This is a genomic window from Candidatus Methylopumilus turicensis, assembly GCF_000953015.1.
GTDB classification, from domain to species: Bacteria; Pseudomonadota; Gammaproteobacteria; order Burkholderiales; family Methylophilaceae; genus Methylopumilus_A; species Methylopumilus_A turicensis.
The window spans coordinates 831550-845230 of the sequence record NZ_LN794158.1 but is presented as its reverse complement, the minus strand read 5'-3'; the positions used below and the strand labels follow the sequence as shown (position 1 = coordinate 845230).

Genomic DNA, 13681 nt, shown 5'->3' with positions numbered 1-13681 from the left:
GATTAGCGAATAATGCCGCGAGTGGATTGATTTAAAAATGCGACGAGGATGTCTAATTCAGGTGCATTTAACGCCTCTTGCGTCAGTACCTGTTTAGCCTCTTCAAGCGTCAAACTCTGGCGATAAAGTGTTTTGTAAGCACGTTTAATGTTTGTAATGCTTTCAGTCGAAAAGCCACGACGCTTTAAGCCTTCAGCATTGATGCCGTGTGGATTGGCATCATAGCCAGAAGCTGTTACATAGGGAGGAATATCCTTAAAAACAACCGAACCTACCGCGGTAATCACGTGCTGACCAATTTTGCAAAATTGATGAACGAGTGTGAAGCCACCAAGAATTGCATGATCAAACATATCAACATGACCAGCTAATGAAGAATTGTTCGCTAAAATCGTGTGGTTATGAACATGACAATCATGGGCGATGTGGACATAAGCCATAATCCAATTATGATCGCCAATCTTAGTCACGCCCTTATCTTGGACCGTTCCGCGGTTAAACGTACAAAACTCACGAATCGTATTGTGGTCGCCGATCTCTAGCTTGGTTGGTTCATCTTTATATTTCTTATCTTGTGGGGCTTCACCTAAGGATGAGAATTGAAAAACCTCATTTTTTTTGCCAATACTGGTGTGTCCGTTAATGACTACATGAGATCCAACTCGCGTACCACTATCTATTTTTACATCGGGTCCAATGATTGAAAATGCACCAACGGTTACATCATCGGCAAGTTCTGCTTTAGGATCAACAATTGCTGTTGGATGGATGTTTTTAAAAGCCATCATCAAGACACTTATTCGATTTCTTTAAGAATGCACATCATTTCAGCCTCTGCGACGATAGCTTCATCAACGTACGCAATTCCTTTGTACTTCCAAATCCCACGAAGAATACGCTCTATGCTGACTTTAAGAATGATTTGATCGCCCGGCGATACGGGTTTTTTGAATCTTGCATTATCAATCCCAGCAAAGTAATAAACTGCATCGTGAGTGGGTTTTACGCCCATTGTTTTAAATGAAAGAATTGCTGCTGCTTGTGCCATTGCTTCAACAATTAACACGCCAGGCATGACTGGATGGTATGGGAAATGGCCTGGAAAAAATGGCTCATTCATACTGACGTTTTTAACAGCAACTATCTGTTTGCCCAGTTCTAAGGACAGCACACGGTCAACCAACATAAACGGATAACGATGAGGCAAATGATCCAGTATTTCGTGGATGTCCATACTTGTGTTTACGTGATCACTCATTTTGTTACCTTATCTTTCACTATTGATTTTTTAGTTTTAATTGCGCAAGTGTGTTTTCTAGCACTTTAATTTTTTCTGTTACTTCAGTTAAATGACGCAAGCTAGCCGCTGTTTTTAACCAGTCTTCATGCTTTTGAAACGGCATAAGCGCAGTATAAGTGTCTGACTTTTGCAATGATCTAGTGATCATGCTTCCTGGCGATATGGTGACGTCATCTGCAATCTCTAAGTGTCCCAACACCATTGCCGCACCGCCAATCTTGCAGCGCTTTCCTATCTTAGCGCTCCCAGCAATACCAACACATCCAGCAATCACAGAGTGCTCACCAATCACGCAGTTGTGTCCTATTTGGATTAGATTGTCTAACTTAACGCCTTGCTCAATAATCGTATCATCAAGCGCGCCACGGTCTATCGTTGTGTTTGCACCAATATCTACATGGTCAGCAATCACTACTCGCCCCACCTGCGGAATTTTTACCCATATGCCATCTTGATTAGCATAACCAAAACCATCTGCACCGATTACTGCGCCAGCAGCAATAGTACAACTCGCTCCAATCACACAATTTGCGTAAATGGTGACATTGGGTTGCAATTTGGTATTTTTACCGATCTTGACATTGTCCCCAATAAAACATCCCGACCCTACTTCTACCCCATCAGAAAGTGTGACATTGTTTCCAATTACCACATTCGGTGCGATGGCACATGTTTTCGCTATGTTCGTTACTTCACCCATCACTACGCTTGAATGCACTCCAACAGGAATTCTAGTGTTAGGATTGAGAAGTGAAGATACTTTTGCAAAGTAGGCATAGGGGTTGTCTGTGACAATACATGGCAATTGGGTGTGGCATTGATCATCTTCAGATAAAATCATTGCACTTGCTTGGGTTGATGCAAGACTTTTCCGATATTTCGAATCCGAAATAAAACTAATGCTACCAACTTGCGCATTTGCAATGGATGCTACGCAATCAATCGTTGTGTCTTTCCCAACTAGTTTTCCACCGAATAAATCGACTAACTCTTTAAGCGTTACTGACATGCTTGGATATCAACCTCAAATAAGGTTAATTATTTTTTTCCTAAAGACTTCAGTACTTTTTCAGTAATGTCGATTTTCTTGTTGGCATATGCAACACCGCCATAAACAACCAAATCATAGCCTTCAGCTTCAGATACGGCGGTAACTGCTTTGTTAATACGATCTTGTAATGCACCTAACTCTTCATTTTTACGCAAGTTAACATCTTCACGCAACTCTCGTTGTTTACGTTGAAAATCAATTTTAAGATTAGCGGCATCACGTTCTTTATTTTTTCTATCAGCATCTGACATCGTCAATGCATCTTTATCAAGTGATGATTCAATCTCTTTGATTTGTTTTTGAATACGCTCAAGCTCCTGAGTGCGAGGGCTGAATTCTTTCTCAAGCTTCTTGCCGCTTTCAGCTGTTTGAGGTGCTTCTTGCAAGATTTTATCGACCTGTACGTAACCAATTTTAAGCTCCACAGCTTGAGAGTTGGCAGCGAATACAAATAAACCAGCAAGTAATAAATGACTGAATAATTTACTCAATTTGAATCTCCTAATATCTTTTTACTAATTAAAACTGTGAGCCCATTTGGAATTGAATCATTTGTGTTCTATCCGTAGATTGTGGGTTAAGCGCTTTTGCGAACACCAGTTTGATTGGGCCAAATGGTGAATACCAACTGATACCAGCCCCTGCTGAGTATCTTAACTCTCCCAAACTAAAATCTTGATTGGCAGCGTAAACATTACCAGCATCTATAAATGTACTTAAACGTAACTGACTAGAATCCTTCATGCCTGGCACTGGGAAATAGATCTCAGCATTGCCAACAATACGTTTTGTACCACCAGTGAAAAATCCAGCGTTGGTACCATCTGCTGGCTCATACTTACCAATCGCGCTTGTGTCATAACCACGCACGGAGTTCACACCGCCGACGTAGTAATTTTTAAAGTAAGGGAAGTCTTTGGAACCGTAGGTATCGCCATATCCCAATTCGCCGTTTAGCATAAACGTCATAAAGTTATTAATAGGCTGATACCATGAGTGCTTGTAATCAAGCTTGTAGTATTCCAAATCTAAACCTGGCAAACCAATTTCCGCAAAAATTCTTTGGTAAACACCCTCTTTAGGGAAGAGTGTGCTGTCACGAGTATCGTGAGCCCAGCCCAAATTCAACATATACGAATAATTAGCACATCCGAGGCTGGCCTCAGTGCCGCAATATAGCTTGTAGCGTTTTGGACTATTTGCTTCTAGGATTACATCTGTGTAATCAAACGAAATACCTGCATTAACTGAGTCACGCTCATTTAGCGGCATACCAAACGATACACCACCACCATATGAAGATGTTTGATAGGTGCCAGTCCCTAAGCTCTTAGTATTGACATCACGACGATAAATATTAAAGGTGCGACTGATTCCGTCTGGCGTAAAGTAAGGATCTGTATATGATAATGAATATACAGTATTAATTTTACCTGTATTGACTTGTGCAGCTACACGATTGCCGGTGCCAAGGAAGTTGTTCTGGTTAACCGTCACGCCCAGTACGATGCCCTCGTAACTGGATAGACCTGCACCAAACATGATGCTACCAGTAGATTTCTCTGTCACTTTGACATTGACATCCACTTGGTCAGATGTACCCGGCACAGCTGGCGTTTCAAGGTTAACGTCGGAGAAGTATTGCAAACGATCTAGACGCTGCTTAGATCGCGTGATTTTGTCAGCGCCATACCAAGAGGACTCCATCTGGCGCATTTCACGTCTGATGACCTCATCCCGTGTTCTAGTGTTTCCCGTGAGATTGATGCGGCGAACATAAACGCGACGGCCAGGGTCCACCATAAACGTAAATGCAACAGTATGATTCTCCTTGTCTACTTCAGGAACGGCATTTACGTTTGCAAATGCATAGCCTTCATTTCCAAGCCTATCACTCATCGCTTTACTTGATGTAGTTACTTTTTGGCGATTGAAAGTGTCTCCAGTGTCAAGACTAATCAGCTTGCGCAAATCATCTTCTGGGATAATGGTGTCTCCGGCAACTTTGACGCCTGTTACCGTGTATTTTTCACCTTCAGTAATGTTGGCCGTAATGTAAATATCGCGCTTATCTGGAGAGATGGAAACTTGGGTGGATTCAATATTGAATTCTAAGTACCCCTGATTCATGTAAAAAGAACGTAATGTTTCCAAATCCGCAGTTAGTTTTTGTTTTGAGTATTGATCGTTTTTATTCCACCAAGTCAACCAATCAGGTGTGGTTAGTTTGAGTTGTTATGCAACTCATCTTCGGTGAATGCTTGGTTACCGACAATGTTAATACTTCTGATTTTAGAAACAGCGCCTTCCTCAATTTCAAATCGGAGCCCAACACGGTTGCGTTCCAATGGACTGACACTGGCCTTTACAGTTGCACCATATTTTCCTTGCGATAAATACTGACGTTTAATTTCTTGCTCTGCACGATCAAGCATCGACTTATCAAAAATGAGGCCTTCTGAAAGGCCAATTTGTTTAAGCCCTTCTTTCATTTTGTCTGTTGGAAATGATTTGTTACCGTTAAAAGTAATTTGTGCAATCGCAGAGCGTTCTTGGATAGTCACGACGAGGACGTCTTGATCTGACTCTATTCTGACATCTTTGAAAAAACCAGTACCGTAAAGGGATTTAATGGCTTGTGTTGCCTTGTCATCATCCATCGTCTCGCCGACTTTCACTGGAAGATAACTAAACACAGTGCCAGCCTCTGTGCGTTGAATACCCTCTACACGGATATCTTTTACAATAAAGGGTTCTATTGCAAATGCGCTAGTGGCGTAAATACCAATCAATGCAATTGGAATTTGTTTGAGCTTGGTACGTAATTTATCTTTAAAAATCATTAGGCCTAGCCCGTTATCAATCGACTTAAATCATTATATAAAGCGCATGCCATAAGTAATCCTAGAATTGCCAAACCAATCCGCTGACCCATTTCCATGACTTGGTCGGAAACGGGGCTTCCCTTTATTATTTCAACCATATAATACAACAAATGTCCGCCATCCAACACAGGGATTGGCAGTAGATTTAACACACCTAAACTGATACTAATTACTGCCAAAAAAGCAATGAATGCATTCAATCCTAAGTTGGCGCTCTGCCCTGCGTAAGTTGCAATTGTGACTGGCCCACTGATCGATTTAATCGAAACTTCACCAGTCAACATATTACTTAACATTTTCAAGCTAAAAGCTGATGTTTCGTAAGTTTTTTGGACGGCTTTAAGGAGAGCCGTTATCGGCGAATGATGAATGGTAATCAAATATTGATTCATCATACTTTCATTCATTGATACTCCTGCGCCAACTTGACCGATTGAATGGCCATTTTTATTAATAACATCGGGTATTACATTAATGTCTAGATGTTGATTTGTTCGCTCTATTGAGAGTTTTAGGTTTTTGTTTGGACTATCTTGAATAATCTTTACAAGCGACTCCCAATCGGCAACCAATTCCCCATCGACAGTCAAAATTTTATCGCCAGTCTGCAATCCAGCCCTCTCAGCAGGGCTATTCTGAATAAGATTACCAATGACGGGATCAACAACTGGTTTAGATGGTTTCAGTCCAAGTTTTGCCAAAAAATCAGCATCTAGGTCGGATTCGGTAATGCCGGTCAGGTCTAGGTAGCGGGTATGTTTTTGTTGATGACGATCAATCGTTTGAACAGCCACTGTTGGTGATTTAAACACCTGGCGAATTAATATCCATTGAATATCTTGCCATAATTGAACATCATGACCTGCGATATTAACGATCCGATCTTCTCGATGCAGTTGAGCTGCATTTGCTGCGCTTCCTTCAGCGACATCAGCGAGCACCGGTTTTAACCCTATCGTGCCTTGCATCATGAGCAACCAATACAAGACAACTGCAAGTAGTAAATTAGCTATCGGGCCCGCTGCAACAATTGCGATGCGCTTGTAAACCGATTGTCGATTGAAAGCTCTATTTAATTCATGAGAGTCCATTAACAACTTATCATGCTCAGATAACTCTCGTTCATCTAACATTTTGACGAATCCACCGAAAGGAAGCGCTGAAAGAACAAATTCTGTTTTGTCTTTACCAAATGTTTTCGTGAAGAATGGGCGGCCAAATCCAATTGAAAATTTAAGTACTTTGACGCCACACCATCTCGCCATTTGAAAATGACCATATTCATGTATGGCAATTAAGATGGCTAAAGTGAAGACGAATGATAAGAGTGTGATCATTGGACCTTCGCTATCCATACATTTGCTAAACTTCGCGCTTCATCATCGGATGAAATAAGCATTTCCAGATCAGTCACTGGTTTAATAACGCTACTTTCTAAAACAGACTCGATCAGCACTGGAATATCGGTAAAGCCGATCTTTTGATTGATAAACGCACCAACAGCAACTTCATTAGCTGCGTTCATAATTGCTGCTGCGTTACCTCCCACTCTTAGCGCATCAAAAGCTAATCTCAAACAAGGAAATTTATGAAGGTCAGGCGCCTCGAAGTCAAGATGTGCAATTTTAAATAAATCCAGCGAATTTACACCACTCTCAATTCTCTCTGGGTAGCCCAATGCGTATGCAATTGGTGTTCTCATATCAGGGTTTCCAAGTTGCGCAAGCACAGATCCATCTATGTATTCAACCATCGAGTGAATCACGCTTTGGGGGTGCACAACGACCTCAATTTGATCGGGAGATGCATTAAATAACCAATGCGCTTCTATCACTTCCAGGCCCTTATTCATAAGAGTAGCCGAATCAATGGTAATTTTGGGCCCCATTACCCAATTAGGATGATTTAACGCCTGATTGACGGTGACTTGTTTAAGCGCATCGTAACTCGCTTGCCTAAATGGCCCGCCAGAGGCGGTTAAGATAATCTTTTTAACACCACCATGCTCTAGGTTTGCCTGCTTACCATGCGGCATTACTTGGAAAATTGCATTATGTTCGCTATCGATAGGCAGTAATGTTGCACCCCCATCAGCGACAGCCTGCATAAAAATGCTACCTGCCATCACAAGCGTTTCTTTATTGGCCAATAAAATACGCTTACCTGCTTTTGCCGCTGCAATTGCAGGCTTCAATCCCGCAGCGCCGACAATCGCAGCCATGACCACATCTACTTCTTCGTGGGCTGAAACAAGTTCTAGCGAAGCCATACCGCTAAGCACCTCAGTAGCACTTCCTACATGATTTAGTTTAGATGCAAGCTGCTCGGCAGCACCCTCCTCTAGCATGACGGCATACTTAGGTTTAAATTTTAGGCATTGGTTAAATAGCGCTTCAACGTTTTGATTGGCGGTTAAAGCAAAGACAGCAAATCGATTTGGATGTTGTGAAATAACATCCAAGGTATTGATACCGATGGTGCCAGTTGCACCCAGTATAGTGACAGGCTGCAACTTAGGCATTAAATACTACGGCCTTGAGGTACAAGTATAAGTTGTAATAAATCGGCAAAGTGAGCAAGAACATCACCAATGGAAGGCTAGAAGTTAAGCCATCAATTCGATCTAACACGCCTCCATGCCCTGGCAATAGATTGCCACTATCTTTAACGCCCGCTTGTCGTTTGATCAGTGACTCAAATAGGTCTCCCAAAATACTTAACACCATCACCCCCCAAAAAACGAGCACAAACCAATAGCTTTGATGTGTTAGATAGGACAGCAGGAATGAAAAAGCTGTCGTGGCTACTAAAGCACCCATCACACCTTCCCAAGTTTTTCCTGGGCTGATAGATGGGGCTAGCTTGCGTTTCCCAAAGCGTTTCCCTGCAAAATAAGCTGCGGTATCCGCAATCCAAACGGTCATTGCAAATACCACTAATAGAATAGGATTGATTTCTCGAAGGGCGATCATGGACAAAGCAAAAGGAATGATGATAACTAAGCCAAGCAATGCCATCACAACACGATTGCTAATCAAAATATTAAATCCAAGCAAAATGGGTGCAACGATCAGCCAAAAAAGCACGGCAGCAAAAACACTCCAGAACACAATCAGTTGAATAAGTTGTGGGTTTAGAATTAACAACCATAGACCAAACAATCCGATTGACGCGGTATACGCGATGCTGGCAGACTTGTTCAATTTCGACATGTTTGCCCATTCCCAGCTAGCCAGCAATGAAATCATCAACATTAATAAACCCCAGTAAAGTTGGGGTAAACAAACAAAGGCTGCGCCGATTGTAATGATCAAAATAAGTGAGGTGATTAAACGAGTTTTAAGCATAGTTAACTTGCAGTCAATTGTTCACTGGTGCGTCCAAATCGACGCTCCCGTTGTTGATAAGAATGAATGGCGAGCTTAAAAGCATCATCGTCAAAGTCAGGCCAGAGCGTATCCGTAAAGTACAACTCAGCGTAGGCTAATTGCCATAGCAAAAAGTTACTGATCCGCTTTTCCCCTCCTGTTCGAATAAATAAGTCGGGCTCAGGTGCGTAATGCATCGAAAGATAGGGACTCAAATGATCTTCTGTATAGTTTCCGGTCAAACTTGGATTGGCCTTTTGCATCGCATTCGTTGCTTGCAGAATATCCCAGCGACCGCCGTAATTTGCGGCAATGGTGAGTGTCAGTCCTGTGTTATTTGCAGTCAGCCGCTCAGCCGCGATGATTTCAAGTGATAGCGCTTCATTAAATTGGGATTTGTCACCAATCATGACAAAACGGACATTACTTTTATGCAGTTTAACGACCTCTTTTTTTAGAGCCTCCATAAATAAACTCATTAAAAAACTGACTTCTTCTGGAGGTCTGCGCCAGTTCTCGCTGCTAAATGCAAACAAAGTAAGGTACTCAACACCGATATCAACACAATGCTTAATCATGCCGCGCACTGTTTCAACTCCAACCTTATGCCCAGCAACACGTGGCAAAAAGCGTTTTTTTGCCCAGCGCCCATTGCCATCCATGATGACAGCAATATGGCGTGGTATTTCAAGCACCTCTGGGATAACGCTGGTTGAGCTAGAGAATATGCTCAATTACAGCTCCATCTTGAATATAAATAGGCGTATCAAGGGCAAGTTAAACAGCCATTAAATCTGTTTCTTTGGCTTGCAACATCTTGTCGATTTCAGCCACGTTCTTGTCAGTGATTTTTTGAATCTCATCTTGCGCACGACGCTCATCATCCTCACTGATTTCTTTGTCCTTAATCAGCTTTTTCAATGCATCATTAGCATCACGACGGATGTTGCGTACAGCAACTTTCGCGTTTTCACCTTCGGTACGTACCACTTTAATCAAATCTTTACGGCGCTCTTCAGTCAGCATTGGCATTGGAACACGGATCAAATCCCCATTTGTAGCTGGATTTAATCCTAAATCAGCATCACGAATCGCTTTTTCAACTTTACCAATCATTGGTTTTTCATAAGGCTGCACGTTAATCGTACGCGCATCACCTAATGTGACGTTAGCTACTTGATTGACAGCCACCATAGAGCCGTAATACTCGACCATGACGTGATCTAGCAAGCCTGTATGAGCGCGACCAGTGCGCACTTTACCTAAATCATTCTTAAGCGCATCTAGCGACTTTTGCATCTTTTGTTCTGCATTTGATCTTACTTCGGCTAACATTTTCTTCTCCTTGCTAATAACTTAATTGGATATAAATTAAGGGTATCAGGTCATGCTTAATTCATTAAGCCAAAACCTTAGTTCCTTCATCCTCACCCATCACAACACGCTTCAATGCGCCTTGCTTGAATATACTAAACACTGAAATTGGAAGATTTTGATCGCGACACAGCGTTAATGCTGTTGCATCCATCACTTTTAAATTTTTGCCAATAGCTTCATCAAATGAAACTGTGGTGTAACGCATTGCATCTGGATTAGTTTTTGGATCATCTGTATAGATACCATCGACCTTAGTGGCCTTAATGACAATATCGGCACTCATCTCAAGACCACGAAGCGCTGCTGCGGTATCAGTTGTAAAAAATGGATTGCCTGTACCCGCACCAAAAATTACCACACGCCCCTCTTCAAGGTAGCGAATTGCCTTGCCGCGAATATAAGGTTCCGCAACCTGCTCGATGTTAAGCGCTGATTGAACACGGCTCACTAAGCCAATGTGTTTCATTGCATCTTGAAGTGCCAATGCGTTCATGACAGTAGCAAGCATGCCCATATAGTCAGCAGTTGCTCGATCCATCCCTTCAGCAGCCGGCGCAACGCCTCTAAAAATATTGCCGCCGCCAATCACTACCGCCACCTGCACACCTAAATCTACAACCTCTTTAACTTCACCAACAATCCGATTGATGGTAGCGCGATTGATGCCATATGCATCATCCCCCATGAGGGCCTCGCCAGAAAGTTTTAATAAGATGCGTTTGTATTTTGGCGTTTGTGCAGACACGGTATAAAACTCCTGTTCTATTGTGCAAAACGATGACGCCAAGCTCTCCTTGGATATCATCGTTTTGCGAGTTTACAACATTGTGCAGCTAAAAATCAGCTGCGCAATTATTTTTTATAACTTAGCAGCAGCAGCCACTTCAGCAGCGAAATCAGTCACTACTTTTTCGATGCCCTCACCCACGGTGTACATCGTGAATGAAGCAACTGAAGCGCCTTTTGATTTCAATAACTGCTCAATTGTTACCTTGTCATCTTTAACAAAGTTTTGGCTTAGCAAAGTTACTTCTTTCAAGAATTTTTGCACGGTACCGTCAGCAATTTTCTCAAGCATCGCATCTGGCTTGCCAGCTTCTTTAGCCTTTTCAATTGCAACACGACGCTCAGCTTCAATCAGCGCTGCATCAACACCGCTCGCATCCAATGATTTTGGCTTTGCAGCCGCAATGTGCATGGCGATATCTTTACCAAGCGCTTCGTCACCACCAACAACATCAACGATGACGCCAATTTTGCTTCCGTGAACATAAGAAGACAATTTACCTTGCGCTGCCAAACGGACAAAGCGACGTGGCGTAATGTTTTCACCAATCTTACCAACTAATTGTGTACGAACATCTTCTGCAGTGCTGCCATTCATAGGCAATGCTGCAACAGCTTCGATGTTTGCTGGGTTGCTTTTCTCAACAACAACAGCTAACTCACGCACGTAAGCCAAGAAATCATCATTCTTTGCACAGAAGTCTGTTTCAGAATTCACTTCAATCATTGCGCCAGTTTTGCCATCAGCGCTGATGCTAACGCCAACTGTACCTTCGGCAGCAACACGGCCAGCAGCTTTGCTTGCTTTGTTACCAAAACGAACACGTAGAATCTCTTCAGCGCGGTCCATATCGCCGTCAGCTTCTGACAACGCTTTTTTACAATCCATCATCGGAGCATCAGTACGCTCACGTAACTCTTTTACCATTGATGCGGTAATTTCAGCCATTTAAAACTCCTTAAATTTAATCTTGGCTTAAGGGCAGATTCACTTAAAAGCCACTATATTCAAAAGTATTAGGTATAAAAAAAGGGGCCTGAGCCCCTTTTTGATGGGGTATTACTCTGCTGCAGCTTCTACAGCTGGTTCTTCGTCTGCAGATTTAACAATCTCAGCGATGAATTGGTTGCGACCTTCTAGCACAGCATCAGCGATACCACGAGCGTACAAACGAATTGCACGGCTTGAGTCATCATTACCAGGAATCACGTAAGTAACACCATCTGGTGAGTTGTTAGTATCAACAACACCGATGACTGGAATACCAAGCTTAGCCGCTTCTGTCACAGCGCCGCTTTCGTGACCAACGTCAACGATGAAAATTGCATCAGGCAAACCGCCCATTTCTTTAATGCCACCGATAGAACGTGAAAGTTTTTCAACTTCGCGTTTGTAGCCCAAAGCTTCTTTTTTGCCGAATTTTTCCAAGCTACCATCTTGTAGCATTGTTTCGTAGTCAGTTAAACGCTTGATAGATTGCTTAACTGTTTTGAAGTTAGTCAACATACCACCTAACCAGCGATGGTTAACGTATGCACAGTTTGAACGAACTGCTTCTTCTTGCATGATGTCACGTGCTTGGCGTTTAGTACCAACGAACAAAATGCGACCCTTGTTTGCTGAAAGTTGACGCACATATTTCAATGCATCTTCAAACAAAGGCAATGTTTTTTCTAAGTTAACGATATGGATTTTATTGCGATCACCGAAAATGAACGGCGCCATTTTTGGGTTCCAGTAACGGGTTTGGTGGCCGAAGTGAACTCCAGCTTCTAACATTTCACGCATAGTAACGGACATAAAAGTCTCCAGTAAGGGTTATAGCTCACATGCTCCCAAAAACATCCGCATGAGCGAACACCCTGTACGAGGAGCATGATGTATTTATAAAATTTGCTTATGCAAAAGCCGCAAAAAACAAACTCATCAAGCTAAGTCAATAAAAATATTAAATAAAAAACCATTAAAGCCTGTAAAACATTCAGACTCTAATCGTTGCCGCTTTGCTGATTGATTACCAGCTAAACGGGTGCAGTATGATACCATAAGCACATCTCGAAACTCAAGGAAAACCTTAGCCAGAATGGCTTTAAGTTTGAATTATGGCAATTACGATTAAAAACGAACAAGACATTGAAAAAATGCGCGTCGCAGGCAAGCTTGCTTCCGAGGTGTTAGATTTTATCACTCCTTACGTAAAACCAGGCATTACCACTGGTGAACTAGACAAGCTATGCCACGACTATATGGTCAATGAGCAAAAAAGCATCCCAGCCCCGCTTAATTACGCACCACCAGGTCACGTGCCCTACCCTAAATCCATTTGCACATCAGTCAACCATCAAATTTGCCACGGTGTTCCAGGTGAAAAAGTGCTCAAAAATGGTGATGTCGTTAATCTAGACATTACCGTGATTAAAGATGGCTATCACGGTGACACTAGCCGTATGTTTTATGTAGGAGAACCCTCAATTCAGGCCAAACGCCTGTGTGAAGTCACTTACGAATGTATGTGGCTGGGTATTACAAAAGTAAAGCCAGGCGCTACATTAGGTGACATTGGTTACGCCATTCAATCTTACGCAGAAAAAAATGGCTTTAGCGTGGTTCAAGAGTTTTGTGGGCACGGCATTGGTAAAAAATTCCACGAAGACCCTCAAGTGCTTCATTACGGAAAATCAGGCTCAGGGCTCAAGTTGCAAGCGGGCATGATCTTTACGATCGAGCCGATGATCAATGCTGGCAAGCGCTTTATTAAGCAACTTGGTGACGGCTGGACTGTCGTCACCAAAGACCATAGCTTATCAGCACAGTTTGAGCACACGATTTTAGTAACGCCAACAGGCTACGAAGTACTCACCGTTTCAAGTGGAACACCTGCTATCCCAAGCATTGTTAACGCATAGTTACCCT

The 13681-nt window shown here is 42.5% G+C and carries 13 protein-coding genes and 1 pseudogene; 1 reads left to right on the top strand and 13 read right to left on the bottom strand.

The genetic code is table 11. From position 1 onward, the window contains the following. Window positions 1-2: 2 nt before the first annotated feature. The 13 genes and pseudogenes from lpxA to rpsB all read right to left on the bottom strand — a co-directional run bounded on the left by lpxA (window position 3) and on the right by rpsB (window position 12568). The gene (gene lpxA / locus BN1209_RS04285) at window positions 3-785 is read right to left on the bottom strand and encodes an acyl-ACP--UDP-N-acetylglucosamine O-acyltransferase (protein WP_144402543.1); all 783 of its coding nucleotides are present in this window, start codon (window positions 783-785) and stop codon (window positions 3-5) included. Between the two features lie 11 nt (window positions 786-796). Then, window positions 797-1258 (bottom strand): 3-hydroxyacyl-ACP dehydratase FabZ, encoded by a 462-nt coding sequence (gene fabZ, locus BN1209_RS04280; protein ID WP_045751103.1) that lies wholly within the window; start codon window positions 1256-1258, stop codon window positions 797-799. Window positions 1259-1277: 19 nt separating this feature from the next. Further along, window positions 1278-2309, bottom strand: coding sequence for a UDP-3-O-(3-hydroxymyristoyl)glucosamine N-acyltransferase (gene lpxD, locus BN1209_RS04275; protein WP_045751102.1), 1032 nt, complete (start codon window positions 2307-2309; stop codon window positions 1278-1280). A 29-nt stretch (window positions 2310-2338) separates the two neighbouring features. Further along, window positions 2339-2842: an OmpH/Skp family outer membrane protein gene (locus tag BN1209_RS04270; protein ID WP_045751101.1), complete on the bottom strand. Its 504-nt coding sequence runs from the start codon at window positions 2840-2842 to the stop codon at window positions 2339-2341. Between the two features lie 28 nt (window positions 2843-2870). Further along, window positions 2871-5194: pseudogene (bamA, locus tag BN1209_RS04265) on the bottom strand (outer membrane protein assembly factor BamA). 5 nt (window positions 5195-5199) lie between these two features. Next, the gene (gene rseP, locus BN1209_RS04260; RefSeq protein WP_045751961.1) at window positions 5200-6573 is read right to left on the bottom strand and encodes an RIP metalloprotease RseP; all 1374 of its coding nucleotides are present in this window, start codon (window positions 6571-6573) and stop codon (window positions 5200-5202) included. Next, on the bottom strand, window positions 6570-7757 hold the full coding sequence (gene ispC / locus BN1209_RS04255; protein ID WP_045751100.1) for a 1-deoxy-D-xylulose-5-phosphate reductoisomerase: 1188 nt from the start codon (window positions 7755-7757) through the stop codon (window positions 6570-6572). Before ispC ends, rseP begins: the two co-directional genes overlap by 4 nt. Further along, window positions 7750-8583, bottom strand: coding sequence for a phosphatidate cytidylyltransferase (locus BN1209_RS04250; RefSeq protein ID WP_045751099.1), 834 nt, complete (start codon window positions 8581-8583; stop codon window positions 7750-7752). The genes ispC and BN1209_RS04250 overlap by 8 nt, the downstream gene beginning before the upstream one ends. 2 nt (window positions 8584-8585) lie before the next feature. Continuing rightward, window positions 8586-9338: an isoprenyl transferase gene (locus BN1209_RS04245; protein WP_045751098.1), complete on the bottom strand. Its 753-nt coding sequence runs from the start codon at window positions 9336-9338 to the stop codon at window positions 8586-8588. Between the two features lie 43 nt (window positions 9339-9381). Beyond that, a complete protein-coding gene (gene frr, locus BN1209_RS04240; protein WP_045751097.1) occupies window positions 9382-9939 on the bottom strand; it encodes a ribosome recycling factor in 558 nt (185 codons plus the stop codon). Between the two features lie 64 nt (window positions 9940-10003). Then, a complete protein-coding gene (pyrH, locus tag BN1209_RS04235; protein ID WP_045751960.1) occupies window positions 10004-10666 on the bottom strand; it encodes a UMP kinase in 663 nt (220 codons plus the stop codon). A gap of 174 nt (window positions 10667-10840) precedes the next feature. After that, window positions 10841-11716, bottom strand: a complete 876-nt coding sequence (gene tsf, locus BN1209_RS04230) for a translation elongation factor Ts (protein ID WP_045751096.1) — start codon at window positions 11714-11716, stop codon at window positions 10841-10843. Window positions 11717-11827: 111 nt separating this feature from the next. After that, complete coding sequence (gene rpsB, locus BN1209_RS04225) at window positions 11828-12568, bottom strand: 30S ribosomal protein S2 (RefSeq protein ID WP_045751095.1); 741 nt, start codon at window positions 12566-12568, stop codon at window positions 11828-11830. A gap of 302 nt (window positions 12569-12870) precedes the next feature. Here rpsB and map point away from each other — a divergent pair, with 302 nt between their 5' ends. Continuing rightward, window positions 12871-13674: a type I methionyl aminopeptidase gene (map, locus tag BN1209_RS04220; RefSeq protein WP_045751094.1), complete on the top strand. Its 804-nt coding sequence runs from the start codon at window positions 12871-12873 to the stop codon at window positions 13672-13674. Window positions 13675-13681: the final 7 nt, after the last annotated feature.